Raw genomic sequence first — 17,302 nt, forward strand, 5'->3', positions numbered from 1 at the left:
GGCAACGGTAGCGCTTGCACACGGTGTCTGCACGTGCATTCGCTCTTGCACCTGCACGAGAGTTTGCTCCAGAATGATCAACGTGCAATCCACCACGGCGACGCAGGGCTCGTGGACCACGTTCGACTGGTGGCCCCCGGTCGGGTGGTGGCCGGAGGCCGCGCGTGACCTGCTGGTCCCAGGCCCGGCCTCGAGCGCCACGTTCGTCCTCCCGCCCACGGCGTCCTCGATCCACTCCGTCCGCAGCTTCACCAACGGCACCCTGACGGGATGGGGGCTCGGCGAGCTGATCGAGAACATGGAGCTGGTGGTCTCCGAACTGGCCACCAACGCGCTGCGACATGGATTACGCCTGGCCGAGCCGCATTGCCATCGCCCGGTCCACATGTCTCTGGTGCGCCGCGGCACGCTGGTTACCAGCGCCTTCACCGATCCAGGCTCATCGGTGCCCGTGCTGAGATACCCTGGCCCTCTCGACACCGGCGGCCTCGGACTCCACATCGTCGAATCGCTCAGCCACCGATGGGGCTGGTCCGCACTCGCGCCCCACGGGAAGATCGTCTGGGCAGTCCTCTCCTGACCGGGGGTGATCTGCATTACCGTGGATGGTCATGGCTCACGGTGAGTCCCTGCGTGCGACCCCATGAGAGTGCTGACAGATGGATGATCACCTGCTCGGCTGGCTACGAACACTTGACGAAGACAGGCTGGGCCGCATCCTGGCGACCCGGCCCGACGCCATCGCGGCCCCCTGGCCGCGGCGGCTCGACACCCTTGCCCAACGGCTCGGCAACGGATTCGCCGTGATGGAGGCCCTGCGCGGCCTCCCCCTCCCCTGCCTTGAGCTGGCTCAGGCGTGCCTGGTCGTGCGGCACGCCACTCCCGAGCGACTGGCGGCCTTCCTCGGCGTGCCGGCCGAGGAGCTGAGCCCCTGGCTCGACCTCCTGCATGACCACGCGCTGGCCTGGCCCGACGGCGAGGGCGTCATCCGCCTGGCCGAGCCCGTGTCGCGCTGGTGGACCGCGCCCCTCGGCCTGGGCGAGCCGCTCGACCACTACCTCAACTCCTGGACGATCAGCAACGACACACTGCGCTCGCTCGCCCGAAACCTGGGGCTCCCGCCCGACGGCAACAAGCGCCGCACGGTCAGCCGGGCCAGCGAGGTGCTCGGCGACCCGGCCCGGCTCGACGCGCTGCTGCGCGCCGCCCCCGAGGGCACGGTCCGGCTGCTGGACGGCTTCGCCTGGGAGGGCCCCGTACGCGATGTCGACGGCGGCCGGTTCGTCATGCCCGGCACGCCGGAGAAGTGGGCCGCCGACCACGGCCTCCTCTACCGGCCGAGCTGGCACGTGGCCGAGATGCCGCGCGAGGTGGCGCTCGGCCTGCGCGGTTCCGGCTACCACCCGCCGTTCACCCCCGAACCGCCCGAGGTGGCCACGATCCCGATCGACCCGGAAGAGGTCGACCACCTGATGACGCTGGCCGCTCCGCACGTGGTGGAGCGGTGCGCGGCGCTGCTCGACAACGCCTCCAAGGCGCCGCTGCCGCTGCTCAAGACCGGTGGCGTGGGCGTGCGCGAGGTACGCAGGATGGCCAAGGAGACCGGCTGCGACGAGGACGAGACCCGGCTGCTGCTGGAGATCTGCACCGTGGCCAGGCTGCTGGCCTGGGACGAGCCGTCCGGCGGCATGATCCCCACCGAGCGGTTCGACCGCTGGCGGCTCGACGAGGGCTCGGCCAGGCTGCGGGTTCTGCTGTCGGCCTGGTGGCGCATGGAGCGCTCGTCGCTGCGCAAGATCGACGGCAAGTACGGCACCGTGCTGGGCGACGACCAGTCGGGCGCCGCCGTGGCGCGCGTGCGCCGGGCGGTGCTGTCGGTCCTGTCCCACCTGCCGGCCGGCACGGCCTTCGCCGATCGCGCCGGCCTGGTCCGCAACGTCCGCTGGCACTCCCCAATGCTCGACCAGGACCTGCTGGCCGAGTGCGCGTCCGCGGTGCTCGTCGAGGCGCGGCTGCTCGGCCTGCTGGCCAACGACTCGCTGACCGACCTGGGCCGGGCGCTGGCCGGGCTGGCCGCCAAGGCGGGCGAGGAGAGCGACGACGCGGTGCCGCTGGTCGAGCACGACCCGATACTCGCGGAGGCGTCGACCAGGGCGCTGGCCAGCGTACGCAGGAGCGCGCTGTTCGGCCCCGACCTGACCGCGGTGGTGACGGGACCGCCGTCCGCCGAGCTGGCCGCGCTGCTCGACCGGGTGGCCGAGCGGGAGTCGCGGGGCGCGGCCTCGGTGTGGCGGTTCACCACCGAGAGCGTGCGCCGCGCGCTGGACCACGGCTACGAGGCCGACGAGCTGCTGGAGGAGCTGTCCGACGTCGGCACCATCCCGCAGCCGCTCGAATACCTCGTACGCGACGTGGCCCGCAGGCACGGCGAGGTGACGGTGACCACGGTGGGCTGCGTGGTGCAGGCCTCCGACCCGACCCTGCTCGCCGAGATCGCCGCTCACCGGCGGCTGAGCCGGCTCGGCCTGCGGCTGCTCGCGCCCACCGTGCTGGTGAGCTCGGCGGGCGCCGAGCGGACACTCGCCGCGCTGCGCGAGCACGGCTACTCGCCCGTCCCCGTCGCCGACGGCGGCGAGATCACGATCCGCCGGACCCGCGTCGAGGAGCCCCAGAACGGCAAGCTCATCCTGCTGCCCGGTGGCCAGGTGGCCGAGCTGTCGGAGCTGGCGGCGATCGGCGGGGCCGAGGCGATCCCGCACATCATCGCCGAGCCGATCCCCGACCCGCACGAGCACGCCGCCCGCCTGATCAGCGCCAGCCGGGCGGCGAACGACCGCGCCGGGCGCACCTGGGCCGTCATCGGCCGGATGGCGACCAGGCTGCCCACGGCGCAGCAGTCGCTGCTGGGCTTCGTCGTGGACCGGGGTGTGCGGGCCGGCATCACGCTGACCGACGGCCTGACCGCGACGATCAGCCATGGCGAGCTCAAGGGCGGCGCCCTCGACGCCTGGTGCGAGGAGGCCGGCGACTACCTGGAGTTCCCGCTGGCCGAGATCGTCGAGGTCACCGGAGCTTATTAGCCTTCTTCAGGTTGGCCACGAGGCCCTCCACGAAGTCGGCGTAGCCCTGGTAGCTGTAGGGGGCCTCGGCGCTCCACGGGTAGAGCTGCCCGGCCTTGACGGCGGGCAGCTTGGCGAAGGTGGGCTTCTTCATCATCTCGGCGGGCTTGAGCGACTGGGTGCGGGTGTCGTAGAGGATGACGTCGGCGTCGTAGGTGTCGGCGTTCTCCCAGCTCAGCGTCTGGAAGAAGCCGCCCTCGTCGACCTTGGCGGGTGTGACGACGGTCAGGCCGTTCTGGGTGAGGTGCACGATGTCCGGATATTCCGGCGGGTTCACCACCCACATGGCGTCGGGGCCTGCCGAGACCATGAGGATCTTGAGGTCCTTGAACGCCGCCAGCTCCTTGCCGGCCGCCGCCAGCCGGGCCTTGGCCTCCGGCACCCCCCGCAGATCGGCGCCCAGGGACGTGGCCAGCTCCTCGTACTTGCCGATCACCTCCATGGCGCTGCGCCCGGTGAGCATGATGCCGGCCGTTGGGGCGACCTGCTCGATCGTGGCCTTTGACTTCTCCGGTACGTACCAGAGCGTGCCCTTGATGTACATGCTGCTGACCAGCAGGTCGGGCTGGAGCGCGATGTACTGCTCCACGTTGAACTCGTCCCAGACGTTGCCCAGCCCTGTGACCTTGGTGATGTCGACGTTGCCCACCTGGGGGTCCCTGGCGCCGTCCTTGAGCTTGTGCGGGCCGAAGACACCGATCGGGCGCACGCCGAAGTCCCACAGCGCCGCCGCGGCGCCGACCTGGGCGACCACCCGGGTGGGGCGCTTGGGCAGGCTGAGCTTCTTGTCCCGGTCGTCGGTGAACGTCCATCCGCCGCCCGTGCCCCCCGTGCCCCCCGTGCCCGCCGTGCCCCCCGTGCCCGCCGTGCCCCCCGTGCCCGCCGTGCCGGTCGGGGCCGCCTGGGTGGCGGCGCCCTCGCCGCCGCAGGCCGCCAGCGTCAGGGCCGCCGCGACGCCCGCCGTGGCCGTGAAAAAGCCCCTGCGAGGCAGTACCGGTCCCGACATGTCCATCTCCTAAGGTTAGGCTTGCCTTGGTTGTGGGGCTTTACCTTAGCCTCGCCTAAATGTGACCGTGACGAAAGGGGTGCGGATTGCCCGCGGTGAAAGAGCGCCCGGCCGAGGTCGAGCCCGTGGCGTCCCGGGGGCGTCCGGCGGCGCTGGCCGGTGGGCTGGTGGTCGTGTTCGGCGTGCTGGTGCTGGTGGCGATGGCCAGCGTGGCACTGGGCGCGCGGTCGGTGCCGCTGTCCACGGTGCTGGACGCGCTGACCGCCCCCAACGGATCCGGCGACCACACGGTCATCCGCGAGCTGCGCGTCCCACGGACCCTCCTGGGCATCGGCGTGGGGGCCGCGCTCGGGCTGGCGGGGGCACTGATGCAGAGCCTGACCCGCAACCCGCTGGCCGACCCGGGCCTGCTCGGCATCAACGAGGGCGCCGCGCTGGGCGTCACCCTCGCGCTCGGGCTGTTCGGGCTCACGGACCCGGCCGTCTACGTGTGGTTCGCCTTCGCCGGCGCCGCCGCGGCCTCCGTCGTCGTCTACGCGCTGGGCTCGGCCGGCCGCTCGGGCGCCGGTCCGGTACGCCTGGCGCTGGCCGGCATCGCCGTCGGCATGGTGTTCACGGCGGTGGCCTCGGCCATCCTGCGCATGGACCCGCAGACGTTCGACCGGATGCGGTTCTGGCTCACCGGCTCGCTGGCCGGGCAGACCTCCGACGTGCTGCTGCGGATCGCGCCCTTCATGGCCGTCGGCCTGGTGGTGGGGCTGCTGCTGGCAAGGCCGCTGAACATGCTGGCGCTCGGCGACGACGCCGGCAAGGCCCTGGGCGTGGCCGTCACCCGTACCCGGGTCCTCACGGCCGTGTCGGTCACGCTGCTCTGCGGCTCCGCCACGGCCGCGGCCGGGCCGCTGTGGTTCGTCGGGCTGGCCGTGCCGCACGCCGTACGGGCCGTGGTGGGTCAGGATCAGCGGTGGGTGCTGCCTTACACGGTGCTGGCCGCGCCGGCGCTGCTGCTGGCGGCGGACGTGGCCGGGCGGCTCATCGCCCGGCCCGGCGAGGTGCAGGTGGGCATCATGTGCGCCGTGGTCGGCGCGCCGATCTTCATCCTGATGGCCAGGCGCAGGAGGCTGGCCGCGCTATGAGCATCCGCTTCGGTCCCTGGTCCGTACGGCTGGCGCCGCGGTCCCTCGTCGTCGCCCTGGTTCTCGTCCTGGTCGCGTTCGCCGTGACCGTGGCGGCGATCTCGACCGGCGAGTTCACCGTGTCCGTACCCGATGTGCTGACCGCGCTGTTCGGCCAGGGCACGCCCGTCGCCGAGCTGATCGTGAGCAAGCTGCGCGCGCCCCGGGTGATCACCGGGCTGCTGGTGGGTGCGGCGTTCGGCCTGAGCGGCGCGATCTTCCAGAGCCTGACCAGGAACCCGCTGGGCAGCCCCGACTTCATCGGCTTCACCGCCGGCGCCTCGACGGGCGGCATCCTCGGCGTGATCGCCGGCGGCACGGCGCTGCAGATCGCGGGCGGCGCGCTGGCGGGCTGCGTCGGGACCGCCGTGCTGGTGTACGCGCTGGCCCATCGCGGGGGCGTGCAGGGCTACCGGCTGGTCCTCGTCGGGATCGGCGCGAACGCGCTGCTCCTGTCCGCCAACTCCTACCTGCTGACCAGGGCGAACATCAACGACGCCGCGACCGCGGGGGCGTGGCTCACGGGCAGCCTCAGCGGGCGCGGCTGGGACCACGCGATCCCGGTGGCGCTGGCGCTCGCGGCGCTGCTCCCGGTCTGCGCCGCCGTGTCGCGGCCGATGCGGATGCTGGAGATGGGCGACGACTCGGCGCGGGCCATGGGCATCAGGGTCGAGGCCGTACGGGCCACGGCGATCACCGTGGGCGTGCTGCTGTGCGCGGTCGCCACAGCCGCCGCCGGGCCGGTCATCTTCGTCGCCCTGGCGGCTCCGCAGCTGGCCAGGCGGCTGACCCGGTCGCCCGGCGTGACGATGGGCGCCTCGGCGCTCATGGGCGCCGTCCTCCTGACCGGCGCCGATCTGGCGGCCCAGCGCGTACTCGCCCCCACACAGTTGCCCGTCGGCGTGCTCACGGCCGCGATCGGCGGCGCCTACCTCGCCCTCCTCCTGCGAAAGGACCGCCACTGATGCCCGCGCGAAAGGACCGACGGCCGCTGATGCCCGCGCGAAAGGACCACCGCTGATGGCACTCCCCCAGTCCCAGCCCGCCCGGCTGTCGGGCAGCGACCTCACCCTCGCCTACGACCAGCGCGTCGTGGCGGCCGAGCTGGACGTGACGATCCCCGACGAGTCGTTCACCGTGATCATCGGCCCGAACGCCTGCGGCAAGTCCACCCTCCTGCGCGCCCTGGCCAGAATGCTCAAGCCCAGGAAGGGCGCGGTCCACCTCGACGGCAGCGTGATCACCTCGCTGCCGTCGAAGGAGGTGGCCAGGCGACTCGGGCTGCTGCCGCAGAGCTCGATCGTGCCCGACGGCATCACCGTGACGGACCTGGTGGCCCGCGGCCGCTACCCGCACCAGAAGCTGATGCGGCAGTGGTCACGCGCGGACGAGGCCGCGGTGAGCGAGGCGATGCGCGCCACCGACGTGTCCGAACTGGCCGACCGGATCGTGGACGAGCTGTCCGGCGGCCAGCGACAGCGCGTATGGCTGGCGATGGCGCTGGCCCAGGAGACGCCGATCCTGCTGCTCGACGAGCCGACCACGTTCCTGGACATCTCCCACCAGATCGAGGTGCTGGACCTCTGCGCCGACCTGCACGAGGCCGGCCGCACGATGGTGGCGGTCCTGCACGACCTCAACCAGGCGTGCCGCTACGCCACCCACCTCATCGTCATGCGCGACGGCGCCATCGTGGCCGAGGGCGAACCGGCCGGGATCGTCACGCCCGACCTGGTCGCCCAGGTGTTCGACCTGCGCTGCGAGATCATCGAAGACCCTCAGTCGGGCACCCCGCTCATCATCCCGGAGGCCCGCCGCCAGGTGAGAACGACGGCCTGATCCATCTCTCCCCGGAGGGGTGATCACGTGAGGTAGAACGGCGACATGGACGCCGCAGTACTTGCCCAGATGTTGGACGAGACCTTCGATCACGCCGTCGTGCACCACGGATACACCAGCTACATGCGCGACTACGAGGTCATCGTCTACGTGACGGCAGATCCCCGCACCGGGGTCGAGTCGGCTTACCTGCGGTATCTCTTCAGGTACTGCGTCGAGGCCCGGTGCGAGTCGTCGCTGGCGCCCGAGATCTGGCGTGTCTCTCTCGACGACCGCCTCATCGACTACGAGACCGGTGTCGAGCTCGACGGATACGTCTGGGGTGTGAAGTGGCATGGCTTGTATCCAGGCGCGGAGGTTATCCCTGAGTCGCAAGCGGCCCGCCGTTGGGCACAAGCCGTCGGGATCGACTTCCACGAGGTTCGCCTCGAAACCAATGCGCACCGTCTCACCCTGCTCTTTTCGGACCTGCGGGTCAGCGAGGTCCCGACCGGATACGCCCCCTTCATCACCGGCTAGCGGGCCGATTTCGTCGGAGCCGGCGAATATCGTCATCCCGCCGATCTCCCATCAAGGTCTGGAGGGCTCGTGGCGGGCTTATTGCGTGCGGTTGACGACGAGGTGCCCATCTCCCACCGGCGTTTCGAGCTCTTCGACGAGTGCGGCGAGTTGGATGACGAGGACGCGGTGCAGACGGGCTCGCTGTGCACGAGCATCGCGTCCGTCGAGATCGAGAGCGCGTACGGCGCCGCGAACGCGACCGTTCGGTTGGAGGCGTGGGATGAGGAGCCTCCCCCGCCCGGCGATCTGTGGGTCGGCAAGGGCGAGACCGTCTACTTGAGCGTGACGGGTGTGGTGTCGATGTTCGGTCCGGGGGTGGGCGGCACCGGGGAGAAGCTGCTGATCGGTCCACCGTTCTTCGCCTATGGCCTGCGCGCCTACGCGGCTCCGCCCGCGGATCAGGACGAGTACGGCAGAGCCGTGGCGGAGCCCTGGCTGCTGCGGTTCTGGCCTCTCTGCGACGCGGCTGGGCCGGCCATCGGCCCCGAGTCCGTTGTGCTCGGCGAGGAGGCGCGGCGGATGACCGCGGTGCTTCCGCTGGATCCAAGCGACGCGGACGTGATGGGCGACTGGCCCGCCCTGCGCCCGCTCCCCGCACCCGAGCCCGCGCAAGGCACTCTCGTGGTGAGCTTCGGCCCGCTGTACGAAGGGGGTGACGTCGACCCGGGCCGGTTCGCCATCCCGGAGGAGGAGTCGCACCGTCAGGCCCGGGTCGAGGAGATCCTGGGCGACCTGCGGTTCGAGCTGATGACCGCTCCGCCGCCGCACTTGGAAACCTGGTCCGACGACAGGTTGTCGCGATATCTGACCGAGTTGCAGGCCGATCTGCGGATCGCGCGCGAGCTGAACCCGGACGGGCAGCCGACGCTGCGACTCGACGCCGACGTCCATGTCAGCCTCCCGTTGGGCGGCCCATGGCCCGGCTTCAGTGGGCGTGCGTGGGTCTGGTCCGCCGACGACACCGCCCACTCCGACGTCCTTGCCAGGGATCGCCAGGTGATCACCCGCGATCCGATCCGGCGGTGCACCCTCCTCACGGGCATCGTGACCATCCTCAGAAAGGAGGGCGAGCGCGTCGAGGTGCGCGCGGCGACGGTGGACGAGGCCGAGCGCGTCCTGGCCGCCGAACGCATTCGCGCCTGACCCTTCATGGCGATTCTCCGGATATTTCGCGTCCCGGCCAAAGAATTCGACGGCCCGGCCGGGAAATGACGCGGGCTCCCCGGAATGCCGGCGAAGCCCGCTTCTGATTATGGACCACGTTTGGCGGCGGCGTTCTAGTCCGCCGAGCTGCCGACGAACGCCTGGTTGTTGCCGTTGTGGTAATACCAGGTGTCGATGGCCGCGCCTTGGGCACCGCTCGCGTCCATGACGTCCATGACCAGGCCGCTGGCCACGTTCGTGATGGGGTAACCGATCAAGTTGCCCGGGTTCAGGTTGGTGTCCCAGAGCTGCTGGTCGGTGCCCTTGCAGCGCCACTGGTAGAGCTGGTGGGCGACGCCGCCGTCGCTGGTGATGCACTTGCCGCTGTGCCGGTTGACGATCTGGAAGTGCGATCCGACCGGCTGGAACTGCCAGATCTGGTTGTCACCTGATAACGGCCACTGGATGATCTTGGCGCCGTCTCCCGTGGCGCCCCCTGCGACGTCCACGAACAGGAACGGGTTGGACACCGGAGAGAGCCGGACGTTGAAGCCGCTGGCGGCGTTGGCGCTGCCGGTGCCGGCCAGCAGCGCGGCGGCGGAAACGGCGCCGATCGCCGCGATGGTCTTTGCCGCTTTGAGCGAGGTCTTGAACATTTTATGCTCCTGTCGAATTTCTTCCGGTCGAATTACCGGGTGGCGAAATGAACGTTATTCGCTAAGGAGCCGGCCGCACTTCGGGCAACGACCTTATTCGTGGCCCAGGCCGTACCTTAGATCTGTGGAGGCTCCCCCCTAGCTGCGAGCTTCCAAGGCATCGGGCGGCAGCCCGCCTACGGCGGCTGCCTTATCTCGGATCTGTACAGGATTGTCGGCAGGTGCGAGTGTTGCGGTCATGCGCGGGATGGTGGTCAGCCCGGTCTTCGTGGGACGACACGAGGAGCTCGCGACTCTGGCGAGTGAGCTGTCCAAGGTACGAACGGGACGTGCCTGCTTTGTCTTGGTCGGGGGCGAGGCCGGCGTCGGCAAGACGCGACTGGTCGATGAGGCCACCCGGCTGGCCGAGACGTCCGGTCTGCGTGCCCTCACCGGCCGCTGCGTGGAGCTCGGCCCGGAAGGGCTGCCGCTGGCGCCGCTGGCCGAGGCGTTGCGGACGCTGAGCCGGTCGGCCTCGCCGGAGCAGGTGGACGCGTGGCTTGGGCCTGCCCGGGGCCCGCTGGCCCACGTGCTGCCCAGCCTGGAGCCGATCCCTGGCACGGCCGCCGATCAGGCCGCGCACCTTCCCGAGCTGGTGCTGGGGTTGATCGAACGGCTCAGCGCGGACCGACCGCTGATGCTGGTCCTGGAGGACCTGCGCTGGGCCGACCAGAGCACGCTGAGCCTGCTCACGTACCTGATAAGGACCCTGCGCGAGGCCCCCGTGCTGATGGTGGGGACCTACCGGTCCGACGAGCTCCACCGCAGGCACCCGCTGCGCCCACTGCTGAGCGGCTGGGAGCGGATGCGCCAGGCGCGCCGCCTGGAGCTGGTCAGGTTCCGCCGCGACGAGGTGGCCGCCCAGGTCGCGGCCATCCTCGGCCGGCCCGCCGACCCCGGCACGCTCGACCTGGTGCTGGATCGTTCCGAGGGGAACGCCTTCCTGGTCGAGGAGATGGTCGAGGTGGTACGCGACGGCGGCGGCGATGCCGCGGGGCTGTCCCCGACGCTGCGCGACCTGCTGCTGATCCGGGTCGAGGCGCGCTCGGCGGCGGCCCAGCGATTACTTCGGGCGGTGTCGGCGGCCGGACGGCAGGTGCCCGAGCGGCTGCTGGCTGCGGTGGTCGGTGGGGAGCCGGCGGCGCTGTTCGAGGCGCTGCGCGAACTCGTGGAGAACCATCTGCTGCTGGTGGACGAGGGCGGGCAGGGGTACGCCTTCCGGCACGTCCTGGCCAGGGACGCGGTCTATCACGACATGCTGCCCGGCGAGCGGGCCCACTGGCACGTGGCGTACGCGCGGGCGCTGTCGGCCCATCCCGATCTGGCCGCCGATCAGGCGGAGGTGCCGGCGGCGCTGGCCCATCACTGGCTGGCCGCGCTGGACCTGCCCGCCGCGCTCCCCGCGCTGCTGGCCGCGGCCAAGGCGTCGGCGATGTACGCGCCGGCCGAGCAACTCAAGCATCTGGAGCGGGCTCTGGAGGTCTGGCCCCGGGTGCCGGACGCCGCCGCGCTGACCGGCACCGACCTGATCGAGGTGCTGACGGAGGCCGGGAACGCCGCCTACCGGGCCGGATGGGTGGACCGCTCACGCTCCCTGGTGGGCCAGGCGCTCGCCGAGCTGGGCGAGGACGGCTCGGTCTCCCGGCGGGCACTGCTCATGTGGCGAAGCGGGCGCACGCTGCTCGATCTCGGACAGCATGACGAGGGCATCTCGATCCTGCGGGCGGCGCTCGACCTGCTGCCCGCCGAGCCGCTGGAGTACGCCCACGCCGCGCTGCTGACCCCGCTCGCCGCGACGTACTTGCGCGACGGGTCCATGCGGGAGGCGGCGGCCGTCGCCGAGCGCGCGGTGGCCGTGGCCACGGCGGTGGGTGCGCACACCGAGCAGGCCGAGGCCCTGATCACCCTGGGCTCGATGCGGGCGTTCCTCGGCGAGGCCGAGGCCAGCATCGCCACGCTGATGGACGGGCTGCGGCTGGCCGAGCGGATCGGCGCGGTGGAGACGGCGATGCGCGGCTGGATCAACGCCAGTGACGTGCTGGAGATGTTCGGCCGCCACCAGGAGGCGATCGACAGCGCGAACGTGGGCCTGGAGCTGGCCCGGCGCACCGGCAGCGTCCGCACTTACGGCGCCTACCTGGCCGGGAACATGATCGAGTCCATGGAGCGCCTGGGACGCTGGCAAGAGGCGCGGCGGGCGATCGCGCAGGCGCTGCGCAGCGAGCCGGAAGGGATGTTCTCCGCGTCGCTGCTCGTAAGAGCGGCGAAGATCGCCGTGCTGAGTGGCCGGGGCGAGGAGGCCGCCCGGATCGCCGGCCAGGCCAGGGCTCTGGTGATCGACTCCAACGAGCCCCAGTTCCTGTTCCCGCTGGCCGGTGACCTGGCCGAGGGGCAGCGCCTGGCCGGTGACCTGGACGCCGCCCTCGCGACGATCACCGAGGCGCTACGGCATCCCGGCCATGCCCATCTGGCCCGCTACTCCCTGCCGCTCATCTGGCTGGGCAGCAGGATCGGGATCGACCGCGCGATCCTTGCCCGCGACAGGCGAGAGGCCGGCTCCTCCGACGAGGTCGTCGAAAGGCTGCTGGCCATGGCCGGCGACTTTCCCGCGATCACCCCCGCCGACCGGGGGTACGCCCTGGCGATCGCGGCCGAGCAGACCCGGCTCCCACCGGCCGGTCCCCTGTCCACTCAGGAGTGGCGCGGCGCCGTCACGGCTTGGCGGGCCGCGGACGAGCCGTACATGCTGGCCTACTGCCTGTTCCGACTGGCGGAGCGGCAGTGCGCCATGGGTGATCGGGGCGACGCGGTGCGGTCGGCCGCCGAGGCGTCCCGGCTGGCCGCGGGGCTGGGCGCCGAGCCGCTGTCCGCCGAGATCGACGCCCTGGCCAGGCGGGCCCGGCTGGTGCTCCCCGACGAGCCCTCCGAGCAACCGGCGCCCGCCCCACCGGATCCGATGGCGCAGTTCGGTCTGACCGAGCGTGAGCGCGAGGTCCTCGGCCTGCTCGCCGCCGGGCGGTCCAACTCCCAGATCGCGGCGGAGCTGTTCATCAGCCCCAAAACGGCGAGCGTGCACGTGTCCAACATCCTGGCCAAGCTGGGCGTGACCGGCCGGGTCGAGGCCGCCGCCCTGGCCCACCGGCTCGCCCCCGCTCATCCCGCTCTCAGCCCACCAGGGCACCGACCAGGGCGGTGATCGCGTCGCGGGCGCGGGCCTCGCCGTACTCCTCCCTGAGCACGCCCGCCACCTCCGCCGCGGTGGCCGCCAGCAGCGCGTGGGACAGGACGTCCGCGTCGGACCCCGGGCGCGAGGCCGCCAGCAGGATGGCCGTGTGGCGGTGCCAGAAACGGTAGGCCCCGATCCGGTAGCGGGCGCCCGGACTGGCCGTCTCGGACATGCGTACCAGGTCGAGGTGGGCGAACAGGTAGTCCAGATAGGCGTCGACGAATGCGATGAGCCGGTCGCGCGCGGGCGCACCGGGACCCAGCGGCGGCGGCCCGGACAGAATGCGTTCCTGCAGCACCCGCTCGCGCTCGTCGAGCAGTGCCACCGCCAGCCCCGATTTATCCCCGAATCTGCGGAACAGCGTGCCCTTCCCCACTCCTGCCTCCGTCGCTATCGCGTCCATGGAGACCGCTTCGACACCCTTCTCAGCGAACAGTCTGGCCGCGGCGGCAAGAACCTTCTCCCTGTTGCGTGCCGCGTCCGCACGTTCGTTGACCGGGCCCCCGCGAAGCAGTTCCAGTCTCTGTCTTGACGAACCGGACTGCGGTCCGTTAGCTTTCGAGCCATCCACAAAGCGGACTGTAGTCCATTTGAGCCGGAGGCCACAATGACCATCACCCGCGACGAGCTCCGAGCTGCGCTCGGCACGGTCACCCTACTCGACACACTCGGCGGTGCTTACTACGACCAGCAGCACCTGCCGGGTGCCATCGCGCTCGTCGAGAGCGAGGTCGCCGAGCGGGCACCCGCCCTGCTGCCCGACAAGGACGCGCCGATCGTCACCTACTGCTCGAACCCGGCCTGCAACAACAGCAAGGCCGTCGCCCGCCGCCTGACCGCCCTCGGCTACACGAACGTGCGCAGGTACGTCGAGGGGATCGAGGACTGGGTGACGGCGGGCCTGCCGGTCGAGTCCTCGTAGAACATCGTTCTTGGAGCGTGCCAAAGGACGTGGAAGCGGGCGGCAGGCGCGGGTGACCCTCTGGGAGCCACAACTCATTCAGGGGGGAACCACCATGGATCACGCCATCGTGATCGGGGCGAGCATCGCGGGCCTGCTGTCCGCCGCCGCTCTGCACCGCAGGTACGCCAGAGTCACCGTGATCGACCGCGACACACTGCCCACGGCCGACGCTCATCGCCGGGGCGTCGGCCAGAGCCGCCACGCCCACGGCCTGCTGGCCAAGGGCCGTGAGGTCATGGACGAGCTGCTGCCGGGGCTCACCGCCGAGCTCGTCGCGCAGGGCGCGCTCATGGGCGATCTGCAGAGCCGGGCCCGCTGGATCCACAGCGGGCATACGCACGCCCGCGCGGAGAGCGGCCTGATCGGGCTGTCGGTCAGCCGCACGCTGCTCGAAGGGCAGATCCGCCGCCGCGTCAGCGCCTTGCCGGGGGTGCGGGTGCTGGACGACCGCCCCGTCACCGATCTGCTCGCCAACCGGGGCCGGGTATGCGGCGTGGGGCTGGCGAGTGGTGACCCGATGCCCGCCGACCTGGTCGTCGACGCCTCGGGGCGCGGCTCGCGTACGCCGTACTGGCTGTCCGAGCTCGGCTACGAGCGGCCCGCCGAGGAGCGGGTGACGATCGACCTGAGGTACGGCACGCGCGAGTTCCGCCGCCTGCCGCACGAGCTCGACGGCGACCTGGTGCTCGTGGTGGCGCCCACGGCCGAGATCCCGCGCGGCGGGGTGGCGCTGGCGCTGGAGGGCGACCGCTGGATCGTCACCATGGCCGGGTACGCCGGCAACGGGCCGGAGCTCCCACTCCGGCAGTTCGCCGCGTTCGCCGAGACGCTGCCCGCGCCCGACCTGCACCAGTTGATCACGGTCGCGGAGCCGATCGGGGAGCCGCGCTCGTACCACACCCCGGCCAGCGTCAGGTATCGCTACGAGCGGCTCTCGCGCTTCCCCGAGGGCCTGCTGGTCGTCGGGGACGCCATCTGCGCGTTCAACCCGTTCTACGGCCAGGGCATGTCGGTCGCGGCGCTGGAGGCCAAGGCGCTGCTCGACCCGGATCTGCGGCCGCTGCCGTTCTTCCGGCGGATCACCAAGGTGCTCGACGCGCCATGGGACATCGTGGTCGGTGGTGACCTGCGGCTGCCCGGCGTGGAAGGGGAGCTCACGCCGAAGATCCGGATGATCAACGCCTACCTGGGGCGCTTCCACGCGGCGGCGGCACACGACGCGGACCTGGCCAGGCGCTTCCTCCGCGTGTCGAACCTGATGGACGCGCCGCCGTCGCTGATGAGCCCGGGGGCGCTGCTCAAAGTGTTCCGCAACGGCGCACCACGAGCGTTGCCAGCGCTCGTGTGACCTCGCGCAACTCCCGCAGCTCGACCTGCTCCCTGGGGGCGTGCGCGTACCGTACGTCGCCGGGGCCGTAGTGCAGCGCCGGGATCCCGCCCGCCGCGTAGAGCCGCAGGTCGCTCCCGTACGGTGCGGCCTTCTCCATCGGCCGCGCGCCCGTCGTGTCGGCGATGGCCCCGGCCACCTCCGCCAGCAGCGGGTGCGCCTCGGGCAGCCGCCCGCTGGCGAACTGGCCGCCCGGCCAGGTGATCGCCGGCGGGTGGTCGCGCAGCCATGGGTGCGCGACCGTCAGCACCGCCTCCTCGAACCCGGCCCGCGCCGCCGCCGGGTCCTCGTCGAGCCGCACGCCCATCCGGCCCTCGGCGACGAGCAGGTCGGGCACGCTGCTGGCCCAGTCGCCCGCACGCACGGTGCCGACCTCGATCGGGTACGGCATCGCGTTCCCCGCGAAGATGGCCGGCACGTCGCGGTTGCGCTCGGCCTCCAGGCGCCGGATCGCCTCGAACACCGGCCAGAACACCTCGACCGCGTTGACCCCCTCGTACCGGGTGGCCCCGTGCGCGGCCCGGCCCACCACCTCCAGCCGGAACGTCAGCGCCCCCGCGTTGGCCGTGATGACGGCGCCACTGGTCGGCTCGGTGATGACCGCCGCCTCCGCCGTGTGGCCCCTGGCCAGCGTGGCGAACGCGCCGAGGCCGCCGTCCTCCTCGCTCACCACGCAGTGCACGGCGAGCGGCCGGGCCAGTCGTACCCCTGCCTTCTTGAGCGCGCGGACGACGGCGAGGTTGGCCACCAGCCCGGCCTTCATGTCGCAGGCGCCACGGCCGTGCAGGGTGTCGCCGGTGATCCTGGCGGCGAACGGGTCGTGTCCCGCCCACTGGGCCGGGTCTCCGATGGGCACGACGTCGACGTGGCCCTGCAGGGCCAGTGCCGGGGTGCCTTCGCCGCCGGTCACGGCCACCACGCCGTAGCCCTCGGCCCTCGGCGCCTCGGTGCCGGGGAAGCCCGCGCGACGGCCGAGGTCGTCGAGGTCCAGCTTCCAGACGTCCACGTCCAGATCGGCCTCGGTGAGCACGCGGGCGACGCGGTGCTGCAGCTCGGACTCCGCGTCGGTGCCGGTCACGCTGGGCACTCTGACGGTCTCGGCCAGCAGGTTCACGGTGTCGGTGTCGTCGATGGCCTGGAGGACCCTGGCTTCCGCGTCGCGCATGGAGGCCACCATCTCATGACGTGAACCTCTGTGATGATTCGCGGCAATACATGGGGGGAGGTGCGGGTGCGAACTTTGGTGAGCGTTCTGGTGTGGTTGGTGGTGGCTCCGTTCGCGGTGTGGGCGGCGCTGCGGGTGAGTCCGTACGACGGGTTGTGGCCGTGGGTGCCGATCGTGGCGTTCACGCCGTATGCCGCGGCGGCCTCCGTGCTCGCCCTCGCCCTGGCCGGGGCGCTGCGGCGGTGGGTCGCCGGGGCGGTCGCGCTCGTCACCGTGGCGGCCCTGGCGCTGACCGTACTGCCTCGCTGGTTCGCCGACGGCGAGCCGGCCGCGGGCGGGCGAACGTTGCGGGTGCTTGCGGCCAACCTGATGGTGGGCTCGGCCGACACGGCGGGGCTGATGGACCTGGTCGCCAGGCTCCGGCCGGACCTCCTGACGCTGCAGGAGCTCACCCCCAAGGCCGCGGCCGCCCTCGAGCGGGCGGGGCTGCGCAAGGCGTTGCCGCAGGCCGTGGTCCGGGCGCTGCCCGGCGTGGGCGGCTCCGGCGTCTACTCGCGCTATCCGCTCACGGCGGGGCCGGCCATCCAGTTCGGGGCGTTCGGGCAGGCCAGGGCGGTGCTCACGGAGCCGGGCGGGACGAAGATCGAGGTGGTGTCGGTGCACCCGTGCGCGCCCAAGTACGAGGGACGTACGCCCTGCTGGCAGCAGGGGCTGGTCGCGCTGCCTCGCGGCGGTGGCGCCGCGCGGGTGCTCGCCGGCGACTTCAACGCCACGCTCGACCACGTGCCGATGCGCGACCTGCTGGCCGCCGGCTACCGCGACGCGGCGGACGTCACCGGACGGGGGTTCACCGCGACGTACTGGCCCAGCGGCGGGCGGGCTCCCGGCGTGGTGATCGACCATGTGCTGGCCTCCGCCGGGATGGGGGTACGCGCGTTCTCGGTCGAGTCGCTGGCGAACACCGACCATCGGCCCGTCTTCGCCGAGCTCACACTGCCCTGACGTCGCCATTGCCGGTTCGC

At 71.7% G+C, this 17,302-nt stretch carries 15 protein-coding genes; 11 read left to right on the forward strand and 4 right to left on the reverse strand.

The window, feature by feature from the left end; all coding sequences use genetic code 11:
- Positions 1-73 precede the first annotated feature (73 nt).
- Both ACQP2T_RS41360 and ACQP2T_RS41365 read left to right on the forward strand, forming a co-directional pair.
- Positions 74-580: an ATP-binding protein gene (locus tag ACQP2T_RS41360; RefSeq protein WP_433510292.1), complete on the forward strand. Its 507-nt coding sequence runs from the start codon at positions 74-76 to the stop codon at positions 578-580.
- 79 nt (positions 581-659) lie between these two features.
- The gene (locus tag ACQP2T_RS41365) at positions 660-3,080 is read left to right on the forward strand and encodes a helicase-associated domain-containing protein (protein WP_433510293.1); all 2,421 of its coding nucleotides are present in this window, start codon (positions 660-662) and stop codon (positions 3,078-3,080) included.
- On the opposite strand, the gene ACQP2T_RS41370 is transcribed toward ACQP2T_RS41365, so the two are convergent.
- Positions 3,064-4,125, reverse strand: coding sequence for an ABC transporter substrate-binding protein (locus ACQP2T_RS41370; RefSeq protein ID WP_433510294.1), 1,062 nt, complete (start codon positions 4,123-4,125; stop codon positions 3,064-3,066). The genes ACQP2T_RS41365 and ACQP2T_RS41370 overlap by 17 nt on opposite strands.
- Before the next feature lie 95 nt (positions 4,126-4,220).
- Here ACQP2T_RS41370 and ACQP2T_RS41375 point away from each other — a divergent pair, with 95 nt between their 5' ends.
- The 5 genes from ACQP2T_RS41375 (at position 4,221) to ACQP2T_RS41395 (ending at position 8,843) form a co-directional block, all read left to right on the forward strand.
- Positions 4,221-5,261 (forward strand): FecCD family ABC transporter permease, encoded by a 1,041-nt coding sequence (locus ACQP2T_RS41375; protein WP_433519902.1) that lies wholly within the window; start codon positions 4,221-4,223, stop codon positions 5,259-5,261.
- Entirely contained in the window at positions 5,258-6,265 is a 1,008-nt protein-coding gene (locus tag ACQP2T_RS41380) for a FecCD family ABC transporter permease (protein WP_433510295.1), read from the forward strand. The genes ACQP2T_RS41375 and ACQP2T_RS41380 overlap by 4 nt, the downstream gene beginning before the upstream one ends.
- A gap of 55 nt (positions 6,266-6,320) precedes the next feature.
- Positions 6,321-7,139 carry an ABC transporter ATP-binding protein gene (locus tag ACQP2T_RS41385; protein WP_433510296.1) on the forward strand — a complete coding sequence of 273 codons (819 nt, stop codon included), beginning with the start codon at positions 6,321-6,323 and terminating at the stop codon, positions 7,137-7,139.
- Between the two features lie 45 nt (positions 7,140-7,184).
- Positions 7,185-7,658: a hypothetical protein gene (locus tag ACQP2T_RS41390; RefSeq protein WP_433510297.1), complete on the forward strand. Its 474-nt coding sequence runs from the start codon at positions 7,185-7,187 to the stop codon at positions 7,656-7,658.
- A gap of 69 nt (positions 7,659-7,727) precedes the next feature.
- Positions 7,728-8,843, forward strand: coding sequence for a hypothetical protein (locus ACQP2T_RS41395; RefSeq protein ID WP_433510298.1), 1,116 nt, complete (start codon positions 7,728-7,730; stop codon positions 8,841-8,843).
- Positions 8,844-8,977: 134 nt separating this feature from the next.
- On the opposite strand, the gene ACQP2T_RS41400 is transcribed toward ACQP2T_RS41395, so the two are convergent.
- Positions 8,978-9,499: an RICIN domain-containing protein gene (locus ACQP2T_RS41400; RefSeq protein ID WP_433510299.1), complete on the reverse strand. Its 522-nt coding sequence runs from the start codon at positions 9,497-9,499 to the stop codon at positions 8,978-8,980.
- Between the two features lie 238 nt (positions 9,500-9,737).
- Here ACQP2T_RS41400 and ACQP2T_RS41405 point away from each other — a divergent pair, with 238 nt between their 5' ends.
- Complete coding sequence (locus ACQP2T_RS41405; RefSeq protein WP_433510300.1) at positions 9,738-12,734, forward strand: helix-turn-helix transcriptional regulator; 2,997 nt, start codon at positions 9,738-9,740, stop codon at positions 12,732-12,734.
- Here ACQP2T_RS41405 and ACQP2T_RS41410 read toward each other — a convergent pair.
- A complete protein-coding gene (locus ACQP2T_RS41410) occupies positions 12,703-13,167 on the reverse strand; it encodes a TetR/AcrR family transcriptional regulator (RefSeq protein WP_433510301.1) in 465 nt (154 codons plus the stop codon). The two genes, ACQP2T_RS41405 and ACQP2T_RS41410, sit on opposite strands and share 32 nt — an antisense overlap.
- 204 nt (positions 13,168-13,371) lie before the next feature.
- Here ACQP2T_RS41410 and ACQP2T_RS41415 point away from each other — a divergent pair, with 204 nt between their 5' ends.
- On the forward strand, positions 13,372-13,686 hold the full coding sequence (locus tag ACQP2T_RS41415) for a rhodanese-like domain-containing protein (RefSeq protein ID WP_433510302.1): 315 nt from the start codon (positions 13,372-13,374) through the stop codon (positions 13,684-13,686).
- Between the two features lie 94 nt (positions 13,687-13,780).
- Positions 13,781-15,076, forward strand: coding sequence for an FAD-dependent oxidoreductase (locus tag ACQP2T_RS41420; RefSeq protein ID WP_433510303.1), 1,296 nt, complete (start codon positions 13,781-13,783; stop codon positions 15,074-15,076).
- Here the strand turns inward: ACQP2T_RS41420 and ACQP2T_RS41425 are convergent.
- On the reverse strand, positions 15,027-16,280 hold the full coding sequence (locus tag ACQP2T_RS41425; RefSeq protein WP_433510304.1) for an ArgE/DapE family deacylase: 1,254 nt from the start codon (positions 16,278-16,280) through the stop codon (positions 15,027-15,029). The genes ACQP2T_RS41420 and ACQP2T_RS41425 overlap by 50 nt on opposite strands.
- A 66-nt stretch (positions 16,281-16,346) precedes the next feature.
- On the opposite strand from ACQP2T_RS41425, the gene ACQP2T_RS41430 reads away from it, so the two are divergent.
- Positions 16,347-17,282: an endonuclease/exonuclease/phosphatase family protein gene (locus tag ACQP2T_RS41430; RefSeq protein ID WP_433510305.1), complete on the forward strand. Its 936-nt coding sequence runs from the start codon at positions 16,347-16,349 to the stop codon at positions 17,280-17,282.
- Positions 17,283-17,302 lie beyond the last annotated feature (20 nt).

Source organism: Nonomuraea sp. CA-143628 (assembly GCF_050942315.1).
In the GTDB taxonomy this organism is placed as follows: Bacteria; Actinomycetota; Actinomycetes; order Streptosporangiales; family Streptosporangiaceae; genus Nonomuraea.

Coding starts and splice junctions, on each gene's coding strand:
- ACQP2T_RS41405 (WP_433510300.1), top strand. CDS start 9,738: ATGCGCGGGATGGTGGTCAGCCCGGTCTTCGTGGGACGACACGAGGAG.
- ACQP2T_RS41385 (WP_433510296.1), top strand. CDS start 6,321: ATGGCACTCCCCCAGTCCCAGCCCGCCCGGCTGTCGGGCAGCGACCTC.
- ACQP2T_RS41400 (WP_433510299.1), bottom strand. CDS start 9,499: ATGTTCAAGACCTCGCTCAAAGCGGCAAAGACCATCGCGGCGATCGGC.
- ACQP2T_RS41420 (WP_433510303.1), top strand. CDS start 13,781: ATGGATCACGCCATCGTGATCGGGGCGAGCATCGCGGGCCTGCTGTCC.
- ACQP2T_RS41360 (WP_433510292.1), top strand. CDS start 74: ATGATCAACGTGCAATCCACCACGGCGACGCAGGGCTCGTGGACCACG.
- ACQP2T_RS41410 (WP_433510301.1), bottom strand. CDS start 13,167: ATGGACGCGATAGCGACGGAGGCAGGAGTGGGGAAGGGCACGCTGTTC.
- ACQP2T_RS41380 (WP_433510295.1), top strand. CDS start 5,258: ATGAGCATCCGCTTCGGTCCCTGGTCCGTACGGCTGGCGCCGCGGTCC.
- ACQP2T_RS41370 (WP_433510294.1), bottom strand. CDS start 4,125: ATGTCGGGACCGGTACTGCCTCGCAGGGGCTTTTTCACGGCCACGGCG.
- ACQP2T_RS41415 (WP_433510302.1), top strand. CDS start 13,372: ATGACCATCACCCGCGACGAGCTCCGAGCTGCGCTCGGCACGGTCACC.
- ACQP2T_RS41365 (WP_433510293.1), top strand. CDS start 660: ATGGATGATCACCTGCTCGGCTGGCTACGAACACTTGACGAAGACAGG.
- ACQP2T_RS41425 (WP_433510304.1), bottom strand. CDS start 16,280: ATGCGCGACGCGGAAGCCAGGGTCCTCCAGGCCATCGACGACACCGAC.
- ACQP2T_RS41390 (WP_433510297.1), top strand. CDS start 7,185: ATGGACGCCGCAGTACTTGCCCAGATGTTGGACGAGACCTTCGATCAC.